We start from the raw sequence: 26,012 nt of genomic DNA on the forward strand, positions 1-26,012 counted from the left end.
AGGCTGAACACCATGCGAGAGATCGTCACCTTCGACGCCTATGCGACCCTGATCAACTTCGAGCTCGGCCCCACGACCCTGAAGGTCCTCGAAGACCGGCTGGACCTGGACAACCTGGACGTCGACGAGTTCCTCGACGACTTCCGCGTCATGCGCTTCCAGGCCGTCCTGGAGGCCTACCGCCCGTACCACGAGATCCTGCACTCCAGCCTGCGCAACGCCATGCGGCTGCACGGCCTGGAGTACCGCGAGTCCGACGGTGACGCCCTCGTCGAGGCCGTCCCCACCTTCGGCCCCTTCCCGGAGGTCCCGGACGCACTGCGCGCCCTGAAGACCAAGTACGAGATCGCCATCATCTCCAACACCGACGACGACATGATCGCGCGTAACGTGGAGAACATCGGTGTCGAGTTCGACTACGTCATCACCGCCCAGCAGGCCGGCGCCTACAAGCCGGACCGCCAGACCTTCGAGTACGCCTTCAAGACCATGGGCGTCGAGCCGTCGCAGGTCATCCACACCGCGCAGGGCTGGGAGTACGACCACATCCCTACGCGCGACCTCGGCCTGAAGCGCCGGGTGTGGATCAACCGCTACGGCCGCCCCGGCAGCGCCGACTACCAGCCCTACGACGAGCTGCGGGACCTGTCGGGCCTGCCCAAGCTGCTCGGCTGCTGACCGACGGCGCACCGGCGAAACAGACCGAGAACACAGAGGACGCACGCCATGAAGCAGATCCCCTACTGGCTGGACACAGCCCCCGCCTTCCCCGACCGTTCCGGAAAGGACCTGCCCGACGAGGCGGACGTGGTGGTGATCGGCGGCGGTCTCACCGGCCTGTCCACCGCCTATCACGCCGCCCGTAAGGGCGCCCGGGTCGTCCTGGTCGAGAAGGACAAGGTGGGCTCGGGCGCCTCCGGGCGCAACGGCAGCATGTGCACCCAGGGCATCACCATCAGCCCCGCCGAGGCGCGCAAGCGCTACGGGCAGGAGCGGGCCCGGGAGCTGTACGACGCCTTCCGCGAGGCGGTCGACGTCGTCGAGGAGCTCACCCGCACCGAGAACATCGACTGCGACTTCAACCGCTCCGGACGCCTCGGCGCGGTCTGCAAGCCCGGGCACTTCGACGGCCTGCGGGCCAAGCAGCGCGACCTGGCCGACAACTTCGGCCACGAGACGGTCATCCTGAGCAAGAGCGAACTGCGGGCCGAGCTCGGCACGGACTACTACCACGGTGCCCTGCTCGACCCGCTCAGCGCGGGCCTGCACGTGGGCAAGTTCGTCGGCGGCCTGGCGGACGCCGCCGAGCGTGCCGGCGCCGAGATCCACGAGCGCAACGCCGCCACCGGCCTCACCCGCCTTCCCGGCGGGGGCTTCCTGGTGGAAACCATGAACGGCACCGTCCGTGCCAAGCAGGTCATGGCGGCGACGGACGCCTACACCGACAAGTCGATGCCGTGGTTCCGCAAGCGGCTGATCAACGTCGGCAGCTTCATCATCGTCACCGAGCCGCTGGGGGAGGCACGAGCCAAGGAGCTCATCCCCAACGGCCGCCTGCTGGTCGCCCACAAGAACGTCGGCCACTACGTCCGCCTCACCCCGGACAACCGCCTCGCATTCGGCGGCCGCGCCCGCTTCGCCCCCTCCAACCCCGCCTCCGACGTCAAGAGCGGCGACATCCTCAAGCGGGAGATGACGGAGATCTTCCCGCAGCTGGCCGGGGTGCGGATCGACTACGTCTGGGGCGGCATGGTCGGCTTCTCCTGGGACCGCGTTCCGCACGCGGGTGATGTCAACGGCCTGTACTACTCCATGGGTTACTGCGGCCACGGCGTCCAGATGGCCACGTACATGGGCCGGGCCGTGGCCGAGATGATGGACGGCAAGCCGGACGCCAACCCCCTGCGCGGCTTCGGGTTCCCGAAGGTGCCCGTCCCCTTCTACAACGGCACCCCCTGGTTCCTGCCGTTCGGCGGCGCCTACTACAAGGCCAAGGACAAGCTGCTCTGAGCCGATGGCGATGCCGATGCCGACGGCGTCGAAACCGCGGGGACTTCCCCAGCAAGGGTCCTGGGACGTCCCCGCGGTTTTCCGGCCTCGCGGCCTGTTGCCGCACCCACTCACGTCCACGCCCGAACCGCATCGAGGAAGGGCCCGCTCCGGAATGACCGCCGTCACCCGCAGTGAACACGATCTGCTCGGAGACCGTGACGTCCCCGCCGACGCGTACTGGGGCGTGCACACCCTGCGCGCCACGGAGAACTTCCCCATCACGGGCACTCCGATCTCCGCCTACCCTCATCTGATCGACGCGCTCGCCGCGGTCAAGGAGGCCGCCGCCCGCGCCAACGAGGAACTCGGGCTGCTGGCGCCCGCGAAGGCCGCCGCGATCATCGAGGCCTGCCGGGAGATCCGCGACGGCAAGCTGCACGACCAGTTCGTCGTCGACGTCGTCCAGGGCGGAGCCGGCACCTCCACCAACATGAACGCCAACGAGGTCGTCGCCAACAGGGCGTTGGAGCTGCTGGGACACGAAAAGGGCCAGTACCAGTACGTGCACCCCAACGAGGACGTCAACCTCGGCCAGTCCACCAACGACGTCTACCCGACCGCCGTCAAGGTCGCGACGGTCTTCGCGGTGCATGGGCTGCTCAAGGCGATGGCGGTGCTGCAGGACTCCTTCGCCGGCAAGGCCGTCGAGTTCCGCGAGGTCCTCAAGATGGGCCGTACACAGTTGCAGGACGCGGTGCCGATGACGCTCGGCCAGGAGTTCTCCGCATACGCCGTCATGATCGACGAGGACCGCCACCGTCTTGCCGAGGCCGTCGAGCTGATCCATGAGATCAACCTGGGTGCCACGGCGATCGGCACCGGGCTCAACGCCCCCGCCGGATACGCCGAGTCGGCCCGTCGCCACCTCGCCGAGATCACCGGCCTGCCGCTGGTCACCGCCGCCAACCTGGTCGAGGCCACCCAGGACTGCGGCGCGTTCGTGCAGATGTCCGGCGTCCTCAAGCGCATCGCCGTGAAGCTCTCCAAGAGCTGCAACGACCTGCGGCTGCTGTCCTCCGGGCCGCGCGCGGGCCTGAACGAGATCAACCTGCCGCCGGTGCAGGCCGGTTCGTCCATCATGCCCGGCAAGGTCAACCCGGTGATCCCCGAGGTCGTCAACCAGGTCGCCTTCGAGGTCATCGGCAACGACGTCACCATCACGATGGCCGCCGAGGCCGGACAGCTCCAGCTCAACGCCTTCGAACCGATCATCCTGCACTCCCTGTCGGAGTCCATCACGCATCTGCGCGCCGCCTGCCTCACCCTCGCCGAACGCTGCGTGGACGGCATCACCGCCAACACCGAGGCGCTGCGCGCGAGCGTGGAGAACTCCATCGGCCTGGTCACCGCCCTCAACCCGTACATCGGCTATACGGCGGCCACCGACATCGCCAAGGAGGCCCTCGCCACCGGCCGGGGCGTGGCCGAACTCGTCCAGGAGAAGGGCCTGCTGCCCGCCGAGCGGCTCCGGGAACTGCTGCGGCCCGAGGTCCTGGCCGGCCGGAGTCGGGCCCTGACCTGACATGCCCGGCGTACCGGCCCGGCGGGCAACAGGCGGTGTCGTCGGGGTGGTGAGCCATGACCGGTGCCGCGGCTACCAACCTCTCAAGCTCAAGAAAGGAAAGGGCATGTCCCTTCTGAAGACCATCGACACCAATCCCTCCTCCGCTCCGCACGAGTCCGCCCCGCTCCCGGAACGCCTGATCTCCGGCAACCCCGCCTTCAAGACCTGGGCCCAGGACGTCGCCCGTGGGGACATGATCCGTACGGGCGTCTGGGAAGCGACGCCCGGCGAGACGCGCTCGATCAAGGGTGAGACCTTCGAGTTCTGCCACATCCTCTCCGGCATCGTCGAACTCACGCCGGAAGGCGGCGAACCGGCGGTCTACAAGGCAGGCGACAGCTTTGTCATGAAGCCGGGCTTCGTCGGTGTCTGGAAGACCATTGAAACCGTGCGCAAGGTCTACGTGATCGTGACGTGATGCCGATGCCGCGCGACGCGGCCGTAGCCCGCCCGGTTCGATGCGACGGGGCCGGAAACGGAGCGAACCTGCTCCGCCACCGCGCTGGCCCCCGACCCTGCACGGCAGTCGGCGGTGAGGCCAGGGCAGTGCGATGCCGTCCAGCTTGCCGGCTCGTGCGTCGTCGACCAGGTTGGTGAAACTGGTCGAAACTCATCTGAACGCGCGCCGCCGGCTACGTCCTGACCTGCCAGTCCTACCCGGTCTCCGAGATGCGCATCGCTTGGTAGAGCTCCTCAGTGGAGGCGGTGCGCGCGACGCAGTCCTCGAAGTCATCGATGTGGGCGCGGGTCTCGGCGGAGGTCTTCACCCTGTGCCAGGACGAGGCGGAGCGGGCCCGCTTCATCGAGCTGCTGCTGACCGCCCGCAACCCCGCATTCCGGCTACGGGTGGTCATCGCCGTGCGCGCCGACTTCCACCGGCGCTGCGTCCACCACCCGGAGCTGGCGGACGCGCTGCGCCGCGCCGGGCTGGCGGTCGGCCCGATGACCGCGGACGAACTGCGGGACGCGGTGGTGAAACCCGCGCTGGCGGCCGGCGTCCTGGTGGAGCGGTCGCTGGCCACGGCGATCGTCGAAGAGGTGCTCGGCCGTCCCGGCGCGCTGCCGATGCTCTCGCACGCCCTGCTGGAGACCTGGCGGCGGCGCAAGGGCCGCATGCTGACGACCGCCGCGTACGAGGCGGCGGGCGGACTCAACGGCGCGATCGCGGCGAGCGCGGAGGAGGTGTACGGGCAGCTGTCCGCATCCCAGGCCGCCGTCGCCCGGCTGCTGTTGCTGCGGCTGGTGGAGCCGGGCCGGGGCACCGTCGACACCGGGCGCCCGTTCACCCGGGCCGAACTCCGGGAGTGCACGCACTCCGAGACACCTGTCGTGGTGGAGCGGCTGGCCCGGGCCCGCCTGCTGACCGTCGACGAGGAGGGCGTACGTCTCGCCCACGAGGTACTGATCACCTGCTGGCCCCGGCTGCACGGCTGGGTCGAGCAGGACCGCGAACGACTGCGCCATCACCGGCAGCTCACCGAAGCCGTCCGCGCCTGGCTGGAGCACGACCGTGACCCCGGCACCCTCTATCGGGGCACCCGTCTGGCCCGTGCCGAGGAGATGTTTCCCGGCCAAGACAAGGACCCCGCCCTGGGGGCGGCGGAACGATCCTTCCTCACCGCCGCGTGCGAAGCCCGCGAGGCAGAGAGGCGGGCCGCCGCCCGCTCCACCCGGCGGTCCCGCCAACTCTTCGGCGCCCTCTCGGCCGTCCTCGCGGTGGCGCTGGTCACCGGCCTGGCCGCCTGGCGGCAGCACGACCACAACCAGCGGCAGCGCATGGAGTACTCCGCTCGGCGGATCGCCGCCGTCGCCGACGGACTGCGCACCACAGACCCCCGCGCCGCTCTCCTCCTCAGCGTCGCCGCCTGGCGCATCGCCCCGCTCCCGGAGACCCGCCGCGTCCTCCTCGGCTCCCTCGTCCAGCCCGAGTCCGACTCCTTCAGCGACCCGGCCTCCGGGTTCCGGTCCCAGCGCTTTTTCGCCGACTCCGGTCGAACCCTCCTCAGTGTCGACGACCGCGCCTGGCAGACCTGGGATCTCGGCACCCGCCGCAGCACCGGCTCCGGCCACCTCCCCGAGGGCGAGGTCCTGGCCGTGGGCCCCGACGCCCGTGTCCTGGCGATCTCGGGCGCGAGCGGGGACGGGCACGTACGGCTGTGGGACACGAGGGCGGGCCGGTGGACGGGCGGTGCGCCGCTGACACCGGGGCGGGAGGGTATCGCCTTCGGGTCGAGTGGGCGCAGTGTCGTGTCGGGCGAACCCGGTGGGGGCGACGGAGGCTCCGGTGCCGGCTCCGACTCCGGTGCCGGCTCCGACTCCGGCGCGGACGTCGTACGCGTTCGGGCCGTGACCGATGGTGCCGTGATGTTCGAGACGCGCGGGGCGACCCCTGCGAACGTGGCGCCGAGCGGTGACGATCGGCTGGTGGCCGTCTGCCCGACGGGGAAGGCGCCGCAGGTCCGGGAGATCGGCGGAGGGCGGGCACCGCACGGCGAGTGGGAGCGGCACCAAGGGGTCTGCGATGCCGACTCGGCGGTGGTGTTCGGGGCCGACGGACGGTTCGCCGTCGTTGTCGGGGACCGGGTGCGGGTGTGGGACGTCCGTACCGGCGTCCGGGTCGCCGAGGTCCGTGACCCGGGGGTGCGGTACGCCTCCTTCAGCCGGGACGGACAGTTCCTGGCGACGACGGGCACCGACGAGATCCGGGTCTGGCGGCTGTCCACCCCGGCTGCCCCCGTCCTTCGGCACGCCCTCGACAACCAGCACTCGCACGGCGGCCTCGCCTGGGTCCCCGGCCTGCCGGTGCTGCGCTACCTGGAGGGCGGCACCGTCCACACCCTCGACCTGACGACCACTGTCACCGCCGCCTGGCGTGACCACCCCATGGACGCCGTTCTCATCAGCCCTGACGGCCGTCGATTCATCACCGCCCGACGCGCGACCGACGGCTACGTCTTCGAATTACGCGCCACCGACAACGGCCGGCTCGTCCGCACGCTCCCGCGCCAACCCTCGCCGGCCGCCGCCGGCGGACGGGGCGGGACACCGCTCGCGCCCCCGGACACCGCCCCCCGAATGACGTTCAGCCCCGACAGCAGCCGGTTGGTCTACGGCGTCACCGCGCCCGGCGGACGGGCCGTGTCACAGCGGTTCACCGTCTGGGACCTGACCCGCGACCGCGAACAGAGCACGCTGGACGTGGGGTCGACCCGGTCCGGCACGGCGGTGACCGCGCTCGCTCTGACCCCCGACGGCCACATTCTCTTCACCACCCGAACCCCGCCCGGCGGCGAACCCGTGAACGAGATGTGGGACACCACCACCCGCCGACGGACGGAGTTACTCACCGGCTCCGGCCTGGTCAGCGCCCGCCTCGCGCTCAGCCCCCGCACGGAACTCGTCGTCGGCGACAACCGGGTGGCCCGCAAGACCACCGACAGCATCGTCGCGCTGGACCTGGTCCAGGGCGACCGCATCAGCGCGCTGGCGTTCAGCCCCGACGGCAGCCGCTTGGCGGCGGGCGACCGTACCGGCCGCGTCGCTCTGTGGGACGGTGAACTGCGCCGCCGCGCGGGCGTCCTGCGCAATGTCTTCCCGGCCCCGCTCGGCAACACCCCCGAAGCGGTGAGCGCCCTGGCCCTCAGCCCCGACGGCCACACCCTTGCCGTCGGCGGCGACGGCGGCACCATCCAGCTATGGGACACCACCAGCCAACAGCTCCTGGGCCCCCTCCCCACCACCGGCGAGCCGATCACCTCCCTCGCCTTCAGCCCGGACAACGCCACTCTCCTCGTTGCCGGACGCCACGTCCCCCTCCGCCGCTACACGGTCGACCCGAGCCGCGCCGTGGCCCAGATATGCGCCCGCGCGGGCAACATCGGCCTGACGAGAGCGGAATGGAACACGTATGTATCCGACGCGCCCTACAGAAAGGTGTGTGGCCGGCAAGGCCGCTTCTGACATCGGGCTCCGTCCCCGCCGTGCCGGTCCTGGCTCCTTCGTAACCCGCCGACTCCGCCGCTACCTGTCAGCCCGGGACCACCGGCAGGACGATGCGGGAGGGCCGGGTGGGGTCGTGGAAGACCTGCTGGCGGGCCACTCGGGCCGTGGTCGCGCTCTCCTCGGGTTCGCCCGTGTTGAGGTTGCGGTCCCAGCGCGGGAAGCTGCTGGAGGTGATCTGCACCCGTATCCGGTGACCCGCCCGGAAGACGATGCTGGTCGACCACAGGTCCACGACGTGCTCGGCCGGCTCGCCCGGTGTCGCCGCGCGCACCCGCACGATGCCGTCGGCCACATTGCGGGAGACGCCGTTCTCGTCGACGTCACACAGCCGTGCCACCCAGTCGGTCGAGGGCCCGTCCGTGGCGGCGAAGAGCACGGCCTTGACGCGGCCGGTCACCTCGACGTCCTCGGCGAGGGGTTCGGTGGTGAAGACCAGGACGTCCTCGCGCGCCTCCACGTCCCTCTGGTCGAGGGGCCCGGGACGGAACTCGTCGGTCATCAGCAGCGCGCCGCCGGTGGTGGGCACGGGATCCGCCGGATCGTAGGTGAACTCCTCGGCCTGCTCGGCGACAGCGGGCGGCTCCTGTGTCAGGCGTCCGTCCGCTCGCAGATGGAAGTCCGTGTCCACGGCCCGCGACAGGGGCCACTCCGTCTCCTCGCGCCACTGGTTGACGCCCATGACGAACAGCAGCACGTTGCCCGTGTCCGGCTCCAGAGCCTCGCCGTCGCCGATCGTGCGCTGGAACCAGTCGAGCTGGAGGCCGTTCAGGGGTCCGCGCATGCCCATGAAGGCGGAGTTCGCGCCGAACCCGAAGTTGACGTCGCCGATGACATGCTGCTGGTTGGCGTGACTCCACGGACCCATGATCAGCGTGGCGGACCGGCCGGCCCGGCGCATGGCGGTGAAGTTGTCGAGTGTGCCCTGGGTGAAGATGTCGTACCAGCCGCCGACCTGGAAGGTGGGCAGGTCGACCTCGTCGTGCCGGCCCGCGACCCGGGCCGAGCGCGCCCAGTCGGGCTCGCGCCGGGAACGCTCGTAGCCCAGCTCGGGAAGGTCGTGCCGGGCGAACGCCGGAAACCGCCCGGCGGGCAGTTCGCCGTAACCGCCGTCGGCCAGGCCGTCGAGGTCCTGTACGAGACCGACGAGGCTGCCGCCGAGCGCGGCGGGGTCGGTGCTGTGCCGGCGCATCAGCGCGTCGGCGCCCATCATGAGGGACCAGGGCGCGGTGATGCCGAGCTCGATCGCGCCGCCGCGCGTCCACAGGCCGTCGTCCGGGTCGGACCAGGTGACCATCGGCGCGATCGCCTTCAGCTCCGGCGGCTTGGACAGCGCCGCCATCCACTGCGTGTTGCCGAAATAGCTGGCGCCGATCATGCCGACGGAGCCGTTCGCTCCGGGAAGGGCAGCAGCCCACCGTACGGTGTCGTACCCGTCGCTCTCCTCGTGCGTCCACGGGTCCCACTCACCCTCGGAGGCGAACCGGCCGCGGGTGTCCTGGAGGACCACCATGAAGCCACGCCGAGCCGCCGCCAGGGGATCGAGGAGGGCGATCGCCAGGGCCATCTGCTTGCCGTACGGCAGCCTGCTCAGCAACACCGGCCACGGCCCCGTGCCCCCGGGGCGGTAGACATCGGCGCGCAGCACGGTGCCGTCCCGCATCTCGGCCGGAACATCGAACTCGATCTGGATCCCTGCCACGCGCTGCTCCTTCGCATGCCCACGACGCTGTCAGGTACATGGTTGACCCGGGCCCCCGTCCCGCACTACACCCGAACGGGGGTGGCCACGGCGCTCCCGGGGCGGTCAGGCCACCGCGTTCAGCAGGTCGGCCAGCAGGTCGGGCCGTTCCAGGGCGATGAAGTGGCCTGCTCCCGGCACCTGCGTGAAATCGGCGGCGGGCAGCAGCTTCTTGTCGGCCTCCCGGTCCGAGGGCCGGGACCAGTCGTGCTCCCCGTAGACGAGGTGGACGGGTGCCTTGACCTCGGAGTAGCGCGAGCGGGCGGCGATGAGGCTGGGCAGGCTCTGGTACACGGCTCGGGCGACGGTCGAGTAGCCGGGGCGGCTGCCCACCTGGAGGAGTTCGTCGAGGTAGTCCTCCCGCAGCGCGGTCTTGTCGACCAGCCCGCCCTGCAGGATCCTGCGGACGACGGGCTTGGGCTCCACCCCGGCGACCACCGGGCCCACTCCCGGAGTGAGGACACCGCTGACCACCACACGGGCGAGAAGACTGGAGCGGGCGATCCCGCCGGGGAAGTCGTACGTGTTCACCGCGACGACGCGCCGTACCCGCTCGGGCAGGTCGGCCGCGGCGGTCAGGGCGAGCACCGCCCCCATGGACTCCCCGACCAACGTCACGTCATTCAGGTCGAGTTCGGTCAGCAGCCGCTCTACGCCCGCACGCATCGCGGGCTCGTCGTACGACGCGCCGGGCACGATCTCGGAGTAGCCCATCCCCGGCAGGTCGAGGGCGTACACGGTGTACCGGTCCGCGATCAGCGGGATGAGGCGGCGGAAGTGCTCGGCCTGGGTGCGCACGGTGTGCAGCAGGACCAGCGGAGCGCCGGTGCCCGCCTTGAGGTAGCGCAGCGTTCCCTCGCGGCCGACAGATCCCGCGCGCGGGGCGATGGTGTGGCTGGTGGTCCCCTGAATGTGAATCGTGGAACGTGACTCTGAGCTGGGCATCTCGCTGGCTCCCCTTTGTGTGCACTGCGGCGGACGGTGATTCGGACAGGGCCCGCCCGAAGGGGGCGTGACCACGGACCAGCCCTTGGATTCATTGAGAAACCGACCGGTTTCCATCATCGTAAACCGATCGGTTTCCGAGCGCAAGGCTGAGGTTTCTTGACCGAAAGAATGATGACAAGGCCGGACATGAGATGGGTGAAGGAAGGAGCAACCGGTGAACGACGAAGAACTGCTGGCCCGGATGAGGGCCATCGACCCGGCGCGGACCTCTGATGCTCCCCAGCCCGACATCAACCGTCTCCTGGAGGCCACCATGACCGCCGACACCACAGTCCGCGCCTCCCCCCGCACGTCGGACCGCCCCCGCCGCCCCCTGCTGCTGGCCGCAGCAGCCGCCGCTGTGCTCACGGTGGGAGCCGGCATCACCTGGGGAGTCACGGCGACCCGCGGCACTCCTCCGGCCGCGGCCGCCCCGCTGGTCCTGACCGTTCAGCAGGACACAGGTGGCGGCCCGGCCACAGCGTGCGCCGAGCTCGACGTCACCACCCTGCGCCAGTACACGACCGCCTTCGAGGGCACCGCGACCTCCATCGACGGCGACCGGATCACTCTCCGAGTGGACCACTGGTACCGCGGCGAAGACGCCTCCACCGTCCGGCTCGACAACACCCACGAGGGACAACCGGAGTCATACGGCCAGGAGTTCGTTGTCGGCCAGACCTACCTCGTCTACGCCAAGGACGGCAAGGTCCCGGTGTGCTACGGCGATGCCGAGGCCACCCCGAAGCTGCGGAGCCTCTACGACCGGGCGTTCGGGCAGTGAGCGCACAAGCTCGGCGGCTGTTCCGCCTCGCAAGGTCTGCCGTTGCCTCGTGGCGAGGTTCAGCGGGAGCCGGTCGGTAAACGCGTCACCGCTCGCATCGCCCTGCCCGACGACCCGGGCGGGGACGCCACCGGACGCCGCCCCCGGTAGCAGCCGGCGCTCGCCCTCGGCCCCCGCCTTCGCTGACGGCCTGACGAGAAGCGGCGCGCTACAGGGGGCGATGTCGGTGGGAGAGAGGTCGGGGCGGTGCGGTGCCTGCGTGCGGGGTGGCGCCACCGGCCGGAGGCGTCGCGGGCGACGTCGACGCCGACTTCCCCCGCCAGTTCGGGTTCCACCAGTGTGACGTTCAGCGTCTCCCGGCTGCCCCACCCGGCGGAGAACGGCCAGCCTGTCCACGGATGACCGCGCCGCCCAGCAGCGAGCAGGCCGGCGACCGCAGGAAAGTCGGCTTCTCGGTTCCTCGCTCGGTCCAGGGACGGCGTAGAGGCCGAGCCGGCCCGCCTCGGCGAAAGTTCGGCCTGAGGCGGCCGCGGTCGATCCGGCCGCGTCGCGCGACTGTATGGATCTCTGCGCGTGCCGGGACCGACGGGCTACGCCCTAGGCGAGCCGCTCGATCAGCATGGCCATGCCCTGCCCGCCGCCGACGCACATCGTCTCCAGGCCGATCTGCTTGTCATGGGCCTGAAGGTTGTTGATGAGCGATCCGGTGATCCGCGCTCCGGTCATCCCATAGGGGTGGCCCAACGCGATGGCCCCACCCGAAACGTTGAGTTTGTCCTCGTCGATCTGCAACACCCGTGCAGAGCCGAGCACCTGCACGGCGAATGCTTCGTTGATCTCGACGAGATCGACGTCGCTCATGGTCAGGCCTGCGTGGTCGAGTGCCTGACGGGTGGCCTCGATGGGGCCGAGGCCCATGATCTCCGGCGAGAGAGCGGTCACGCCGGTGGAGATGATGCGGGCCAGCGGCTGCAGGCCGAGTTCACGCGCCCGGACATCGGACATGATGACGAGGGCCGCCGCTCCGTCGTTGAGCGGGCACGAGTTGCCGGCGGTGACGGAGCCCTTCTCGCGGAAGACCGGCTTGAGCGCGGAGACCGCATCGAGCGTAGTCCCGGGCCGCGGGCAGTCGTCCGCGGTCACGATCGAGCCGTCGGGCAGGGTGATCGGGGTGATCTCCTTGCGGAAGTGGCCGCGCGCGACGGCCTCCTCGGCTCGGTGCTGCGAACGAACCGCCCACCGGTCCTGCTCTTCGCGACCGATGCCCGTGAGGGAGGCGACGTTCTCCGCGGTTTCACCCATGCTGATGTACACGTCGGGCACCAGTGCCGACTCACGAGGGTCGGTCCAGGCCTCGTGGCTCGCCTGCCTGGCGGCCGAGCGTGCCTGAGCGACGCCGAACGCGGGATTCTGCGTGTCCGGCCAGGAGTCCGAGTTGCCGTTGACATACCGGGACACGGCCTCCGTGCCCGCCGAGATGTAGGCCGAACCTTCGCCTGCCTTGATCGCGTGGAAGGCCATCCGCGTCGTCTGCAGCGACGATGAGCAGTAGCGGGTCACCGTGGTGCCCGGCAGGTTGTCGTAGCCCAGTTGGACCGCGACGTTGCGCGCCAGGTTGAAGCCTTGTTCGCCACCGGGAAGACCGCAGCCGAGGATCAGGTCTCCGATCTCGTCGGGGTCGAGTCCCGGGACCTTGGCGAGCGCCGCAGCGATCACCTGGGTGGCGAGATCGTCGCTGCGCATCTCCTTCAGCGACCCCTTGAACGCCCGACCGATCGGCGAGCGGGCGTAGGACACAATCACGGCTTCGGGCATCTGAGTGCTCTTCTCGGAGATCTGGCGGTGGGTGCTGTCCGGGCGAGCGGCTCTCAAGCTCCGGCAGAACAGGGACTACATCAGCAAGGTAGCCACCCGGAACAGGTACGCCATAGGACGATCGCGCCTCGCCGTGGTACGTCCGCGCCAGACGACTCCTGCCCGTTTCGTCTTGGTTCGGGTACCTCGGTGAGCGCCTCGCCCGGCCCGCCGTCCTCCCGCATGCCTTCGGCGACCGAGGCAATCGCATACAGACGTTCGGCGGCACTGCGGAGCGAGCACGCCACCGATCCGCGCCTGCCTGCGGGCATGGCACCCCATCACACCGCTCGACCAGGCCCGTCAACACGGTTGATGTGTGGGCAGTTGATGGGGAACCGCCGGCGGAACCCACTGCGTGCGATGGAGGACCCCCGTGGCGTACGTCATGTCCGCCTGCCTCGCAGACGGGGTTGACGGAATCGACTCGCCTAAGAAAACTAAGCACTCGCATAGTTACTATGCACTCGCTTACTTCCTGCTTCCTGCTTCCTGCTTCCTATTTCCGTCGAGCGACGAGGAGCTCCTGTGCGCCGTACTGTCTTCGATGCCGACCACGAGGCCTTCCGGACCTCCGTCCGGGCATTCGTGGAGCGCGAGCTGCGACCGCGCCAGGAGGAGTTCATCCAGCAGCGTGCGATCGACCGCGACGCGTGGAAGGCCGCCGGGCGGCAAGGACTGCTCGGGCTGCTGATACCGGAGCAGTACGGCGGCAGCGAGGCGGGCGACTATCGCTTCACCGCGGTTCTGCACGAGGAATTCGCCAGGCTGTCGGTGGCGTTCGCCTCCTCGTTCACCATCCACTGCGAGGTCGTCGCCCCCTACCTGGTCGAGCTGACCACCGAGGAGCAGCGTGAGCGCTGGCTGCCGCGGTTCTGCGCGGGTGAACTGGTCACCGCGATCGGTATGACCGAGCCCTCGGCAGGTTCCGATCTTGCGGCCCTGCGGACCACGGCCGTGCGCGACGGCGAGAACTGGACCCTCAACGGCTCCAAGACCTTCATCACCAACGGCTTCGGCGCCGACCTTGTGGTCGTCGCAGCTCGCACCAGCCCGGAGAAGGGCGCCAAGGGCATCACGCTGTTCGCCGTGGAGACGGACATGCCCGGTTTCGAGCGCGGGCGCAAGCTGGACAAGGTCGGCCAGCACGAGGCCGACACCGCCGAGCTGTTCTTCCACGACGTGCGCGTCCCGGGCGCCAACGTCATCGGCGAAGTCGACCGCGGCTTCATCCACATGATGGAGCGGCTCCCGCAGGAGCGGATCGGTGCCGCCGTGCTCAACCTGGCCCACGCCGCGCAGATCCTGGACGAGACGCTGGAGTATGCGAAGGAGCGGAAGGCCTTCGGCCAGTCCGTCGGCTCCTTCCAGTACAACAAGTTCCGGCTGGCCGAGATGGTCACCCAGATCGAGGTGACCCAGGCCTTCGTCGACCAGTGCGTCGCGGCCCACGTCACGGGCCGGCTCTCGGCGGTGGACGCGGCCAAGGCCAAGTGGTGGACCGCCCAGGTGCAGAACGAGGTCCTCGACGCCTGCGTCCAACTGCACGGCGGGTACGGCTACATGAACGAATACCGGGTCGCTCGAGCCTGGCAGGACGCCCGCGTCACCAAGATCTGGGCCGGCTCGAACGAAATCATGAAGGAACTCATCGGCCGCGACCTCGGCCTGTAAGGCCCATGGACACCTCGTCTTCCGGATTGGAGCGCCCGATGGGCAACCTCACCTTCGACTTCACCGGCCGCACCGTGATCATCACCGGCGCAGCCCGCGGCATCGGCCTCGAACTCGGTCGCCACCTGCGCACTTCGGGCGCGGACGTGGTCCTGGTCGACCGAGACGGGGACGAACTCCGCGCGGTGGCGAAGGAGTTGGACGCTCTGTGGGTGGCCGCGGACGTCACCTCCAGCACTGAAGCGGAGCGTGTCGTCGCCACCGCGCTGGCCGAGACCGGCCGCGTCGACGTCCTGATCAACAACGCCGGGATCCTGCGCGACGGCGTCCTGTGGAAGCTCACCGACGACGACTGGGACGCCGTCCTGGCCGTCCACGCGGGCGGCACCTTCCGGTTCACCCGGGCGTGCGTCCCCCACTTCCGTGCACAGGGCTATGGCCGGGTCGTCAACGTCACCTCCTACTCCGGCCTGCACGGCAACATCGGCCAGTCCAACTACGCCACCGCCAAAGCCGGGATCATCGGCTTCACCCGCACCGCCGCCAAAGAGCTCGCCCGCTTCGGCGTCACCGTGAACGCCATCTCCCCCAACGCGGAGACCCGCATGGTCTCTTCCGTCCCCGCCGAGAAGCGCGCCGAGCTGACTGCCGGCATCCCGATGGGCCGCTTCGGCGACCCGAGCGAGATGTGCGCGGCTGTCGCCTTCCTTGCCTCCGAGGAGGCCGGCTACATCACCGGTGCCGTGCTGCCCGTCGACGGCGGCCTGTCCATCTGACCTCTCTGGAGCCCCTGTGAACATCCTCGACCGTTTCCGTCTCGACGACCGCGTCGCCATCGTCACCGGCGCTTCCTCCGGTCTTGGCGTCGCCTTCGCCCAGGCCCTCGCCGAAGCCGGGGCCGACGTCGTCCTGGCCGCCCGACGCACCGACCGGCTCGCCGACACCGCCCGCCTCGTCGAGGCCGCGGGCCGCCGCGCCCTGTGCGTCAAGGCCGACGTCGCCTCGCCCGACGACTGTCACGCGGTCGCGGCGGCCGCCGCGGACTTCGGCCACGTCGGCGTCCTGGTCAACAACGCCGGCGTGGCCGATGCGGTCCCTGCCAGCCGGGAGACACCGGAGCACTTCCGGCGCATCATCGACACCAACCTCATGGGTGCCTACTGGATGGCCCGGGCGGCAGCCCAGGTGATGACCGGCGGCGGCTCCATCGTCAACATCGCCAGCGTCCTCGGCCTGGTCAACACCGGCCTGCCGCAGGCCGGCTACTCCTCCTCCAAGGCGGGCCTGCTCGGTCTCACCCGCGACCTGGCCGCCCAGTGGAGCCACCGCAAGAACATCCGTGTCAACGCCCTCGCCCCCGGCTACTTCGCCTCCGAAATGACCGCCCGTCAGGACGCCGACAACATCGACGACATCGTCCGCCGCATCCCGCTTCCCCGCACCGGCGAACCCGAGGAACTCGCCGCCGCCGTGGTCTTCCTCGCCTCCGACGCCTCCAGCTACGTCACCGGCACCACCCTCACCGTCGACGGCGGCCTCACCATCAGCTGAGTGGACCGACAGACGTGATCCGCAAGAATGGGCGCGTGACAACCAGCGCAACCGACGACCTGTGGGGCGAGGCCGGCCCCGGCTCCCGGCGCATCCTGGAGGCGGCACTCACGGCCTTCGCCGCCCGCGGCTACCACGGAGCCTCCACCCGAGACATCGCCGCCGCCGCCGGGATGAGCCCGTCGGCCGTCTACGCACACCACCGCACGAAAGAAGACCTCCTCTACGCGATCAGCCTCGCCGGCCACCGCAGCGCACTGGCCGCAGTGGAACGCGCCCTGGGGGAGGAGGTGACGGCGGTCGGACGGCTACGGGCGCTGGTTCACGACTACACCGCCTGGCACGCCCGCCACCACCAGCTGGCCCGCGTCGTCCAGTACGAGCTCGGCGCACTCGCGCCGGACCACCGTGCTGAGATCCTCCGGCTCCGCCGCCGCACCGAGGAAGTGGTGCTCGACGAGATCGCGGCCGGCATCGCGTCAGGGGCGTTCCGCACCGAGGATCCGGGCGGTGTCGCGCTGGCGGTACTCTCCCTCGGCGTCGACGTCAGCCGGTGGTACGCCCCCGGCGGCCACCACACTCCCGTCAGCCTCGGCCGCCGCTACGCGACGCTGGTGCTGGCCATGCTGGGCACCGACCACCGGTCCGCGACCGCAGGTTGACGAACGACGTCGGCTCTCTCCCATCACGGCCACGTCGTGCTTGGGTCAGCCACGGGCGCCCCGGTTTCCGGAGAAGTCGAGCACCCGGATGTCGAGTTGGGGATGGTCGGCCTGCCAGACCTCCCTGAGTGTGCCTGCCTCGCTCCGGCAGTTCGAACCCACGCCTCCCGGCGGCGCTTGGCGATCCGGTGCGCCATCACCATCGGCCCCGGATCGGCGCGGGTGACGATCTCGTGCACTGTGCCTACCGGGGCTCGGCCGATCCCCGGTAGGCCGCGACGCCGGACGCCTGCCGTTGGATCGCCGCTGTCGGGAGACCAGGCGTCCTCAAGGCCAGGCCCTCGATGAAACATCCAGGGCATCGAAGCGGCCCGCGTGTTGGGCAACCAGCCACCGCTGAGCGGCTCGGTAGGGCACCTGCATCGCCGGCGGGGCCGCTGTGAGCGTCACCCCGTCCGGCGGGTAAGCACCCTGCCGCTCGGCCCCCTGCAGGCACGCGCCGCGAAGAACAGGCCGGCGCCCGTCGCGGCGCCGCCAGGGCGGACGCTGCGCGAAGTCGACCAGGCCCACAAGCTAGGTCCGCTTGCGTCCGACCATGTCGGCGATCCGACCGCCCGCAGGCAGACTCCCGAACGCGAGCGTGTAAAGCGTGTATGCGGTAATCACTCACTGGCGGCTGTCATCGAACGCCCCCAATCCCCGCTGGCCGAGGGCAGAGCGATGTCAACGATCGTGGTGTCCAAGGACACCATCGGCCGCGCGAGGGCGATCACGCCCAAGGACACCATCGGTGGCGCGAGGGCGATCACGCCCAAGGCCACCACCGATCCGGATCAGAAGACAGCTCGTCCGATCGGGCGTCGGCGGTGGCCGAAGTTCTGCCGGGGGTCTCACCGGCTCGCATGCGCTCAGTCTGGGTGAGCCGGCTTCTGACCGCCTCCTGACCGCCTCCGCGCCATCCCCCGTCGTGGGGCGCCGCGATGGCCAATGTGCGCTGCCAAGATGCAGGCAGGGTCGTCGGTCGCGCAGGCCGTGGTGAGTTGCGGCGGTCGGACGCGGTGCGGGACATGGAACCGTTCGCCAGATGCTCGCCCCTTGCCCCGCGGTCGTCCATCGGCAGGAGCATGCCCCTGAAGCGTCACGACGGCCCCTCCGGCCGGCACCTTCGAAGACGAGCGGGTGGCGGGAGGGAATCTCGCCCCGTGGGCCACCCGACCTTCGAAGACGGCGAGCCCTCGATGACCGAGCATCTGCCGGTGGTCAGTGGGATGACAGGGCTGCGGCGTGAGCGGCCCGCAACCGGGGCTTGTCGATCTTGCCGACGGCGTTCCTGGGGAGGGCGTCGACCACGAAGAACGACGTCGGCCGCTTGTAGCCGCTGAGGTGTTGCGCGGTCAGCGCTTCCAGAGCCGCGGGGTGAACAGTCGTACCAGGTCGCGGCTGGACGTAGGCGACCACCACCTCTCCCCACTTGTCGTCAGGCACACCGATGACGGCGGCCTCGAGGACGGACGGGTCAGCCGTGAGGACGTCCTCGATCTCCTTGGGGTAGATGTTCTCGCCACCGCGGATGACCATGTCTTTCGATCGCCCGACCAGGGTCAGGTAGCCGTCCGCGTCCAGGTGGCCTACATCGCCCGTGTACAGCCAGCCGTCCACGATCGTCTTCGCCGTGTCTTCCGGCCGACCGAGATAACCACGCATGACGTTGGGGCCACGCACGATGACCTCACCATCGATGCCGGTCGCCAGCTCGTTGCCCTGCTCGTCGACGATCCGGAGCTCCTGCCCCGGGACGACAACCCCCACGGTGCCCGCCCGGCGCGGACCCGCGACGGGGTTGACGGTGGAGAAGCAGGTTCCTTCGGACAGTCCGTAACCCTCGATGATGGGGAAGCCGTACCGAGCCTCGAATCGGATCGGCAACCCGGCGGAGGCGGGTGCTGCGCCGCACGTGCCGTAACGCAGCGAGGACGTGTCGGGTCGAACGTCGGCCGGCAGCGCCTCGAGCACGTTGTAGATCGTGGGCACGGCACTGAAGTAGGTGGGTCGCTCCCGCTCGACGAGATCGAAGAAGGTCTTGGGGTCGAACCGGTCGGTGATGAAGACACTGCCGCCTGCGACCAGCGGCATGAGCACGCTGATCACGATGGCGTTGACGTGGAAGAGCGGCAGGATCAGCAAGCAGCGGTCGGCCGGCCCGGCCTCGATCGCCTGGCACCCCATCGCCGTCATCGCGTCGATGTTGGAGTGGTCGAGCATCACGCCCTTCGGTACGCCCGTCGTTCCGCTGGTGTAGATCAGGAGTGCCGGCGCGGTCGAGTCCAGCTGCGGCGTCGGACCCGACCCCACCGCCTCTCCGTACAGGTCGTCGACGGCCAGCGTGGCGACGCCTGCAGCGGTCGTGCCGTCCTCGACTACCAGCACGCGTGCGCCCGAGTCGTGGAGCTGCCGTGCGACCTCACCCTCGGTCAGGCTCGGATTGACCGGGGTGACGGTCGCCCCGAGCCGCCAGACCGCGAACAGCAGAAGCACGAACTCGACGCGGTTCCTCAGCTTGAGCGCCACGACATCGCCAGTACCGATCCCAAGGTCCTGAAGGTGACGAGCAGCAGCCCGGACACGGGTCAGGAACTGGGCATCGGTGAGCGACTGTCGCCCGTCGGCAACCGCGGGCCCATCCGGAGTGGATGCGGCGCGACGGTCGGGCAGAGAGGCGAATTTCATGGTGAGGTCACCTATCGTGGTGTGGCGCGTTTCAACGCGAAGGCAACAGTGCGGGCTTCGGGTGACAGGCTCGGTCACTCAGCAGCATCGCGATTCGCGATCGCCGCGCCGGCGGAGAACTGGAGCGTCCAGACGTTGCCGTGGTGCGGGTACTTCTCCACCATGGTGGCCACCAGCTCTTCGGCGTCCTTCGCGATCTCGGAGGCAGCCGCGAAGTCCTGGATGTAGGCGCGGGTCTGGGCGATCATGGTCTCGACCGCGTGGTCGTCGCCGTCGGGCCTGCGGTGTCCGGACACGATCATGCGCGGGCGGAGGCTCTCCACGGTGTCGACGGTCTCGAGCCAGTCCTGCCACTCATCGGGCGTCGACAGGCCGAGCATCGGGTGGATCTCGTTGTAGATGGAGTCACCGGCCACGACGACGTCGATCTCGGGGATGTGCACGATGCTCGTGGGATGGATGTCGGCCTGCTTCACCTCGATGATGTGCAGGGGAGATCCGTCGACGTACAGCGTGTCGCCTTCGAGCGGCTCCGGAAGCGGCTCCGCCGTGATGCAGGTGTCGCCGAACAGCATGCGCCACTGCTCCATCTGAAGCTGCATGTTCTGCTTCATGGACTCGACCACGTGGGGCAGCGCCACGGCCTTCGCCTCCGGGAACCGCTCCAGGAGCGGTCCGCAGCCCAGGTAGTGATCGGCGTGATCGTGGGTGATGTAGATCGTCGTGAGCTTTTTGCCGGTGCGCTCGATCAGGTCACCGAGGTCGCGGACGTCGTCCTTGAGGTAGAGCGCGTCGATCAGGACCACCTCGGTGGCGCCGCTCACGAGCGTGGCCGTGGTGGGCGAGAAGGTGCCGTTCGGTACGCCGGGAAACTCCTCGGCCGGGACATTCGGCCAGCGACCGACGAAGACCGTGGCGCGGACGGGTGCGGCCGGCGAGGAGTGGGTGTCAGTGGTCACTAGGTACCTCCGGTTGCGGTGTTGTCGGCCGACGCGGCATTGCGCACGTCGGCGGCGAAGTCACGTTATGAACGCACGCTCGGTGACTCATAGAACGAGTGCGCCGAGCGCTGGTACGCGAGCGCCACGTTGCTCTGAAGCACCACCGTGGCGGCTGGAGCGGTGGATACGGCTCACCGCAGGACGAGCAACCCCGCGGAGACAGCGGCAGCGCAGAGTGCCGAAGTGATCGCGACGGTCGGCGCGACGCGCCGTTCGCTCGGCAGGGAGCGGAAAAGTACAGTGCCGTCGATGCCGTCGACGGCGACCTCGAAGCCGAAGCCGAAGCCGAAGCCGAAGCCGAAGCCGAAGCCGCGGTGGCTCCTGAGAGCGCGCGCGTGACGCGTCTTCTCGTCGATCATGCGTGGCTGCGGAGTGTCGGCGCCAGGGTGTGCCTCACGAACGTTCACCACCACGAACCGGATCGCGTCACCGTACGTGCGGTGCAGGCCGAGCAGCCCCGCCCCGCGCTCTCGGTTACCTGGCAGGTCAGTGAACCGAAGACGAGCAGACGGGACAGCCGTCCGCGGCGACACTCTCCCCGCATCGGCCTGCGTCAGTTGTCGGCAGGCCGATGCGGGGAATCCTGTCCCCGGCTCCCGGATCGCCCCCGGGATCCGCAGATCACGCATGATGCCCGCGAAGGTCGGCCGGTCGACGCGGTAGCGGATGCCCTCGCCGCGGGTGGTACGCGCTGTGGTCGTCACGGGCTCCTCAGACGGATCCTCCGGAGATGGATGAGGTCCCGGGGCACGCACGGTCGACAGCACCTCACGATGCCTCGGGACCTCGGTCAGGGGTCAGCCGGTCAGCTCGTAGGGGACGGGCTGGTTCTCCCTGGCCCAGAGCTTCTCGGTGTCGGACTCCGGCGGAGGCGGAACGAGGCCCTGGACGCGCCAGAGGTCCATGGGGGTCTCGTCGATGTGGACCTCCCAGTCGTAGCCGCGCTCCTTGACCAACGGTGCCAGCTTCTCCTCGATGACCTCCATGCACAGGAACCGCATCTCGGGGTCGTCCATCTGCCGGGCGATGTGGTCCACGCGGATCCGTATGAAGTTGTTGTTTGCCTTACCACCGACGTACATGGTGTCCGCCGGCATGTCCTTGAACAGGACGACGACATAGAACTTCGGCAGGTCATAGGCGTAGTCCGTGTAGAGCGAGGTGATCCTCTGGGACAGCTGTTCCTTGTCCTGCGGGGTGAAGGCGTTCTCGGGGGTGAAGATCTCCCAGTACGGCATTGCGGCTCCTCGATGGATGGATCGGTGACGGAAGGTGCGGCTCGTCGATGCGGCTCGGGAGGGGGGCTCAGTCCCGGAGGTGCTTGACGAAGTGGTCCCGTGCGGCTGCGGAGAGCTCGTCGAAGCCGGGGCCGCTGTAGAAGTCGAAGTGGCCGCCCTGCTTGACGATGATCTGCTTCGGCTCCCGGGCCTCCGCGTACGCGTCGAGGGCCAACTCGAACGGTGCCACCCTGTCGTTGTCGGCCACGATCATCAGGAGCGGGGTCGGCGCGATGCGGCTGATGAAGGTACCCGGGGCGTACTCGGTCACCATTTCCATGCTTCGAGCCGTCAGTTCGTTCTTCCAGTTGGGCGCCCGGTCCGCCGACGTCTTGCTGAACCACTCGTAGGCGTCGGCCGCGGGCATCACGGCCTGCGCCGTGGGGTCGGCCGCGACGACCGGGAGCACAGCGGGCTCTCCGCCGGTGAACCGGTTGAGTCGGTCGCCCTCCTGGATCGCACGGAAGACCGGGATGAAGTCCGGCCGGATCGCCCGGCTCAGGGTGCGCGGACCGGTGATGAACGGCACCTGGGAGACGACGGCCTTCACCCTCTTGTCGATCGCCGCGACCATGAGGACGTGTCCACCGGAGAAGCTGGAGCCCCAGATGCCGATCTTCGACGTGTCCACGTCGGGGCGGGTGGTGGCGTAGGTGATCGCGTTCCGGAAATCCCGGTACTGCAGGACCGGGTCGACCTCCTGACGGGGAGTTCCCTCACTGTCGCCGAAGTTCCGGTGATCGTAGGCGAGCACGTTGAGGCCGGCATCGGAGAAGACCACGGCATAGTCGTCGAGGTGCATCTCCTTGACGCATGACAGCCCGTGCGCCAGGACCACGACCGGTGCCGGCGTGCTGGTGTTCCTGGCCGGATAGAACCAGCCCCGGAGGGTGACGCCGCCCTCGCCCTTGAACTCGATGTCTTCTCGATTCATGTGATCTTCCGATTCGCTCGCGATGGTCCGTCGGTCGTGTGGAGGTTCACTCGGAGTGATCCGACACTCGTGAGTGGTGGTGTCGGGCCCAGAATCCACGAATGCCTGTGAGGGCTCATAGAAGGATCGCGCCGCGGGGTGGTACGGCTGTGCCACGGCTACGAGGAGACGGTCAGGCGCATCCGTGGGCTTCCCGGTAGTCGCCGGGCGACAGCGAGAACTCCCGACGGAACTCCCGTCCGAAGTGGCTGGCATCGCAGAAGCCCCACCGGTGCGCGATCGCGGCAATGCAGAGGTTCGTGTTCACCAGGTCGCCTCTGGCCGCGGCCAGGCGGTGCATGCGGATGACCGCCCCGACGGTGTCCCCGGTCGACGCGAAGGCCCGGTGGACCGTCCTCGGAGAAACGCTGTGGGCGGCGGCGAGGTCGGCGACTCTGATCGGTCCACCGGCGAGATGGCCGATGATCCAGTCTTCCAGCCGCCGTCGGAACAACTGCAGGAACTCGTCGTCGCCGATGTGGGGTCGACCCGCACGGATCATGCCGGCGATGAGGACGAGGAGGGCGTTGCGCGCTCCCTCGACCTCGGCCGCGGACATCCGCCCGATGCGGCGGTCCATGCTCATGAGGAAGCCGTGGAGGAGGTTGGCCAAAGGGTTCTGAGCCGTGTCCTGGAGCAGGCAACCGGGTGCACCGCCCCCCGCGTCGAACGGGGAAAGGGCGCTCATGGGCACCCGGACCGTTCGTTTGGCCAGGTGATCCGGTATGACGAACCGCCCGGTGGTGCGGGTGCTCATGATGAGAACCGTTCCTGGTCGCAGGACGACGGTCTCGTCAGAAGTCTCGATGATCTGTTGGCCGGCCCTGGCGGCGAGGAGCAGCAGCGCGTCATCGTCCTGACGCACCGCGTTTCGGCCTCGGGTCCCTTCGACCCGCGGGCACACCCAGTCGGTGATGAGAAGGTCTCCGAGGTCCAGCTCCTCAGCAGATCCGAAGCGCTCGACCGGCCCGGTGAGCTGCAGGTCCATGGAGACGAGGCGGTCGCGGACGGCGAGCCTCCAGCGGACGTCCAACTCTTCGGGTGTCAGCAGGTCGGCGGGGCTTAGCATGGACGGGGCGACAGTCACTTCGGCTCCAACTCGATAGAAGCTGTCCTCTCGGTCGTAACTCGTAGTTTGCTTCGTCGAAACATTCCGGTACTTGCCCTGAGGCGACAAGGATTTGTCCTTGCGTGACACCGATCTACCTGTCCGGTGCTCTGCCCTGCAGGGGCTGTCCGCGCTCGTCACCGAGATCGGCGGCTCGGGCCCCGAACTCCTCGCGGCATATGGCTTCGACGAGGCGAGGATCGCCGAGGGCAACTCGTTCGTCCGTCTCCGACTGGTCGAGCGCGTTCTCGAGGAAACGGCCGGCCGATTCGCGCTTCCGGACCTCGGGTTGAGGATGGCGGCGCAGCAGGATCTGCATGTGCTGGGACCGCTGGCGATCGCCATGGAGAACGCACGCACGATCGGCGAGGCCGTCGAGTGCGCGTGCCGGTACCTGTTCGTCTACAGCCCGGCCCTCTCACTCGAGGAAACCGACGATCCGCTGGGAAGTCCCGGTGTGGTCGGCCTTCGCTACACGACCACGGGCATCAACCCATCCCCACAGGCGATCGACTACGGCATCGGGATCGTCCACCGAGTCCTGATGCTGATCCACGGCGACGCACCCTACGGACTTCGTTCGGTCCTGCTTCCACACGCTCGCCTGGCACAGGAAAGCTCCTACCGGAAGTACTTCGGGGCCGAGGTCAGATTCGACTGTCCGAGCGCGGTCCTGCGCGTCCCGAGCCAACTGTTCTCGACACCGGTCAGCGGCGGCGACGACCTGCTTCACGACATCGCGATGGACCATCTCGAAACGCACTTCGGCCACCAGCACGTGCCGATGTCGGACCTGGTCGCGGCGATTCTCGGCGAACAGCTCGGATCCAGCGGTCCGGACCTGTCGAAAGTCGCGCGCCTGCTGAGTCTCCACCCGCGTTCACTGCAGCGGTCCCTGTCCAAGGAGGGCACGACCTTCTCCGGCGTCGTCGATCGTGTACGCAGGAGTCAGGCCCTGGACTTGATCACGACGACCGACCTGTCCTTCTCGCAGATCGCGGCCGGCCTGGGGATGCAGGAACAGTCCAGCCTCACTCGTGCGGTACGTCGTTGGTTCGACACGTCACCTTCCAGACTGCGACGCGAAGGACACGAGCCGAAAGGTCGGTCCGCCCTCATCGACTGAGCGTGCTCCGCGAGCCCCGAGCCGGCCCCGGGTGGTGATCTCGTCTCTCCACGGTCTCAAGTCCGCAGTCACAGGTCTGAGTTCGGAGCCGGCTCTGCCCGGGAGGGCCTGTTCGGCCCAGATGACCTTGGCCTCGCCGCCGTGCCGTGCGCCCCAGCGCTCGGCCAGCCGGGCGACCAGGAGCAGGCCGCGGCCGCCTTCGTCGCAGACCCGGGCATGGCGCAGGTGCGGGCGGTGCTGACGGCGTCGCAGACCTCGCACGTCAGGGTGGATCAAAGGATCATCCGCAGCTGTATGGGGGCTCTGCCGTGGCGGATGGCGTTGGTCATCAGTTCGCTGACCATGAGCTCCGTGGTGAAGGACGGTTCTTCCGGGCCCCGGGCGGCGAGTTGGAGGGATGCGTGGGTGCGGGCGCCGCGGTCTCCGAGGGCAGCGCCCATCGTGGCTGGAGCAGATCGGGGCGGATGCCGGGCCGGTCGAGGACGCGCGCGGGGGCATCGGTGATCCACTCACCGACCGCCAGGGCGAGGTCGCTCCGGCCGGCACCGCACACGCGGTCAAGGGCACGCGGGACCAGGGACGATGCGTCGGCAGGCGCGGTCTTCCACCCGGATCACGGGGCGTGGAGAACTCCATGATCCTGGAAGCCGCGCCCGCCACGCTCCCTCGGTCGACGCCGAGCCGGCAGATCGCCACGAACCAGACATCGAGCGCGTCGTTCCGGCGCTGCCGGGCAACGCTGAAGCCTTGCCCGGCAGCGCCGGAAGGACGCGCTCGATGGTTACTGCATTCCGCCTACCGCGCGGCAACGGTCATGAAGGCACCCGGACTGCCTGGACTCGCCGAGACGGGCGACACCGCGCGCTTGGCATTTCGAAGTTCCACGGCCCCACGGTCATCGCGACGGCCGGCAGTCACCATGACACGCGCCA

At 69.2% G+C, this 26,012-nt stretch carries 20 protein-coding genes and 3 pseudogenes; 12 read left to right on the forward strand and 11 right to left on the reverse strand.

Going from position 1 to position 26,012, the window contains the following annotated elements; genetic code table 11:
• Positions 1 to 12 precede the first annotated feature (12 nt).
• From OG858_RS41140 to OG858_RS41160, 5 genes are all read left to right on the forward strand, one after another.
• Entirely contained in the window at positions 13 to 678 is a 666-nt protein-coding gene (locus OG858_RS41140) for a haloacid dehalogenase type II (RefSeq protein WP_086746566.1), read from the forward strand.
• A gap of 48 nt (positions 679 to 726) precedes the next feature.
• Positions 727 to 2,010, forward strand: a complete 1,284-nt coding sequence (locus OG858_RS41145) for an NAD(P)/FAD-dependent oxidoreductase (RefSeq protein ID WP_086746565.1) — start codon at positions 727 to 729, stop codon at positions 2,008 to 2,010.
• Between the two features lie 154 nt (positions 2,011 to 2,164).
• Positions 2,165 to 3,574, forward strand: coding sequence for an aspartate ammonia-lyase (aspA, locus tag OG858_RS41150; RefSeq protein WP_327725651.1), 1,410 nt, complete (start codon positions 2,165 to 2,167; stop codon positions 3,572 to 3,574).
• A gap of 106 nt (positions 3,575 to 3,680) precedes the next feature.
• The gene (locus tag OG858_RS41155; protein ID WP_086746563.1) at positions 3,681 to 4,034 is read left to right on the forward strand and encodes a cupin domain-containing protein; all 354 of its coding nucleotides are present in this window, start codon (positions 3,681 to 3,683) and stop codon (positions 4,032 to 4,034) included.
• Between the two features lie 287 nt (positions 4,035 to 4,321).
• Positions 4,322 to 7,576, forward strand: a complete 3,255-nt coding sequence (locus tag OG858_RS41160) for a WD40 repeat domain-containing protein (protein WP_328543922.1) — start codon at positions 4,322 to 4,324, stop codon at positions 7,574 to 7,576.
• Between the two features lie 67 nt (positions 7,577 to 7,643).
• Here OG858_RS41160 and OG858_RS41165 read toward each other — a convergent pair whose 3' ends face one another.
• Complete coding sequence (locus OG858_RS41165) at positions 7,644 to 9,317, reverse strand: CocE/NonD family hydrolase (RefSeq protein ID WP_328543921.1); 1,674 nt, start codon at positions 9,315 to 9,317, stop codon at positions 7,644 to 7,646.
• Positions 9,318 to 9,422: 105 nt separating this feature from the next.
• Positions 9,423 to 10,301, reverse strand: coding sequence for an alpha/beta fold hydrolase (locus tag OG858_RS41170; protein ID WP_327725654.1), 879 nt, complete (start codon positions 10,299 to 10,301; stop codon positions 9,423 to 9,425).
• 217 nt (positions 10,302 to 10,518) lie between these two features.
• Here OG858_RS41170 and OG858_RS41175 point away from each other — a divergent pair, with 217 nt between their 5' ends.
• Complete coding sequence (locus OG858_RS41175) at positions 10,519 to 11,127, forward strand: hypothetical protein (RefSeq protein WP_319065465.1); 609 nt, start codon at positions 10,519 to 10,521, stop codon at positions 11,125 to 11,127.
• 54 nt (positions 11,128 to 11,181) lie between these two features.
• Positions 11,182 to 11,277: pseudogene (locus OG858_RS41180) on the forward strand (ATP-binding protein); the annotation flags it as partial.
• Between the two features lie 447 nt (positions 11,278 to 11,724).
• Here the strand turns inward: OG858_RS41180 and OG858_RS41185 are convergent.
• On the reverse strand, positions 11,725 to 12,942 hold the full coding sequence (locus OG858_RS41185) for an acetyl-CoA C-acetyltransferase (RefSeq protein ID WP_086752462.1): 1,218 nt from the start codon (positions 12,940 to 12,942) through the stop codon (positions 11,725 to 11,727).
• Positions 12,943 to 13,509: 567 nt separating this feature from the next.
• Here OG858_RS41185 and OG858_RS41190 point away from each other — a divergent pair.
• The 4 genes from OG858_RS41190 to OG858_RS41205 are packed head-to-tail and all read left to right on the forward strand — an operon-like array spanning position 13,510 to position 16,868.
• Complete coding sequence (locus OG858_RS41190) at positions 13,510 to 14,655, forward strand: acyl-CoA dehydrogenase family protein (RefSeq protein ID WP_086752464.1); 1,146 nt, start codon at positions 13,510 to 13,512, stop codon at positions 14,653 to 14,655.
• A 38-nt stretch (positions 14,656 to 14,693) separates the two neighbouring features.
• A complete protein-coding gene (locus tag OG858_RS41195) occupies positions 14,694 to 15,431 on the forward strand; it encodes an SDR family oxidoreductase (protein WP_327725655.1) in 738 nt (245 codons plus the stop codon).
• A gap of 16 nt (positions 15,432 to 15,447) precedes the next feature.
• On the forward strand, positions 15,448 to 16,206 hold the full coding sequence (locus tag OG858_RS41200) for an SDR family NAD(P)-dependent oxidoreductase (RefSeq protein WP_319065463.1): 759 nt from the start codon (positions 15,448 to 15,450) through the stop codon (positions 16,204 to 16,206).
• A 35-nt stretch (positions 16,207 to 16,241) separates the two neighbouring features.
• A complete protein-coding gene (locus OG858_RS41205) occupies positions 16,242 to 16,868 on the forward strand; it encodes a TetR family transcriptional regulator (RefSeq protein ID WP_086750433.1) in 627 nt (208 codons plus the stop codon).
• Positions 16,869 to 17,332: 464 nt separating this feature from the next.
• On the opposite strand, the pseudogene OG858_RS41210 reads toward OG858_RS41205, so the two are convergent.
• The 7 genes and pseudogenes from OG858_RS41210 to OG858_RS41240 all read right to left on the reverse strand — a co-directional run.
• Positions 17,333 to 17,647 (reverse strand): annotated as a pseudogene (locus tag OG858_RS41210) (MFS transporter); the annotation flags it as partial.
• Between the two features lie 481 nt (positions 17,648 to 18,128).
• Positions 18,129 to 19,595: a class I adenylate-forming enzyme family protein gene (locus tag OG858_RS41215; protein ID WP_319065462.1), complete on the reverse strand. Its 1,467-nt coding sequence runs from the start codon at positions 19,593 to 19,595 to the stop codon at positions 18,129 to 18,131.
• A 74-nt stretch (positions 19,596 to 19,669) separates the two neighbouring features.
• Complete coding sequence (locus tag OG858_RS41220; RefSeq protein ID WP_319269733.1) at positions 19,670 to 20,554, reverse strand: MBL fold metallo-hydrolase; 885 nt, start codon at positions 20,552 to 20,554, stop codon at positions 19,670 to 19,672.
• Positions 20,555 to 20,727: 173 nt separating this feature from the next.
• Positions 20,728 to 21,300 carry a hypothetical protein gene (locus OG858_RS41225; protein ID WP_327725656.1) on the reverse strand — a complete coding sequence of 191 codons (573 nt, stop codon included), beginning with the start codon at positions 21,298 to 21,300 and terminating at the stop codon, positions 20,728 to 20,730.
• Between the two features lie 93 nt (positions 21,301 to 21,393).
• Positions 21,394 to 21,834 carry a tautomerase family protein gene (locus tag OG858_RS41230; protein WP_086750430.1) on the reverse strand — a complete coding sequence of 147 codons (441 nt, stop codon included), beginning with the start codon at positions 21,832 to 21,834 and terminating at the stop codon, positions 21,394 to 21,396.
• A gap of 67 nt (positions 21,835 to 21,901) precedes the next feature.
• Positions 21,902 to 22,807 (reverse strand): alpha/beta hydrolase, encoded by a 906-nt coding sequence (locus OG858_RS41235; protein WP_327725657.1) that lies wholly within the window; start codon positions 22,805 to 22,807, stop codon positions 21,902 to 21,904.
• A 172-nt stretch (positions 22,808 to 22,979) separates the two neighbouring features.
• The gene (locus OG858_RS41240) at positions 22,980 to 24,044 is read right to left on the reverse strand and encodes an AraC family transcriptional regulator (RefSeq protein WP_327747885.1); all 1,065 of its coding nucleotides are present in this window, start codon (positions 24,042 to 24,044) and stop codon (positions 22,980 to 22,982) included.
• Here OG858_RS41240 and OG858_RS41245 point away from each other — a divergent pair.
• On the forward strand, positions 24,034 to 25,080 hold the full coding sequence (locus tag OG858_RS41245; RefSeq protein WP_319269724.1) for an AraC family transcriptional regulator: 1,047 nt from the start codon (positions 24,034 to 24,036) through the stop codon (positions 25,078 to 25,080). The genes OG858_RS41240 and OG858_RS41245 overlap by 11 nt on opposite strands.
• A gap of 99 nt (positions 25,081 to 25,179) precedes the next feature.
• On the opposite strand, the pseudogene OG858_RS41250 reads toward OG858_RS41245, so the two are convergent.
• Positions 25,180 to 25,493 (reverse strand): annotated as a pseudogene (locus tag OG858_RS41250) (ATP-binding protein); the annotation flags it as partial.
• Positions 25,494 to 26,012 lie beyond the last annotated feature (519 nt).

Source organism: Streptomyces europaeiscabiei, from assembly GCF_036346855.1.
Lineage (GTDB): Bacteria > Actinomycetota > Actinomycetes > Streptomycetales > Streptomycetaceae > Streptomyces > Streptomyces europaeiscabiei.

Excerpts from the sequence above, each read along its gene's own strand:
- OG858_RS41140 (WP_086746566.1), top strand. The coding sequence starts at position 13 with ATGCGAGAGATCGTCACCTTCGACGCCTATGCGACCCTGATCAACTTC.
- OG858_RS41145 (WP_086746565.1), top strand. The coding sequence starts at position 727 with ATGAAGCAGATCCCCTACTGGCTGGACACAGCCCCCGCCTTCCCCGAC.
- aspA (WP_327725651.1), top strand. The coding sequence starts at position 2,165 with ATGACCGCCGTCACCCGCAGTGAACACGATCTGCTCGGAGACCGTGAC.
- OG858_RS41155 (WP_086746563.1), top strand. The coding sequence starts at position 3,681 with ATGTCCCTTCTGAAGACCATCGACACCAATCCCTCCTCCGCTCCGCAC.
- OG858_RS41170 (WP_327725654.1), bottom strand. The coding sequence starts at position 10,301 with ATGCCCAGCTCAGAGTCACGTTCCACGATTCACATTCAGGGGACCACC.
- OG858_RS41185 (WP_086752462.1), bottom strand. The coding sequence starts at position 12,942 with ATGCCCGAAGCCGTGATTGTGTCCTACGCCCGCTCGCCGATCGGTCGG.
- OG858_RS41195 (WP_327725655.1), top strand. The coding sequence starts at position 14,694 with ATGGGCAACCTCACCTTCGACTTCACCGGCCGCACCGTGATCATCACC.
- OG858_RS41215 (WP_319065462.1), bottom strand. The coding sequence starts at position 19,595 with ATGAAATTCGCCTCTCTGCCCGACCGTCGCGCCGCATCCACTCCGGAT.
- OG858_RS41230 (WP_086750430.1), bottom strand. The coding sequence starts at position 21,834 with ATGCCGTACTGGGAGATCTTCACCCCCGAGAACGCCTTCACCCCGCAG.
- OG858_RS41235 (WP_327725657.1), bottom strand. The coding sequence starts at position 22,807 with ATGAATCGAGAAGACATCGAGTTCAAGGGCGAGGGCGGCGTCACCCTC.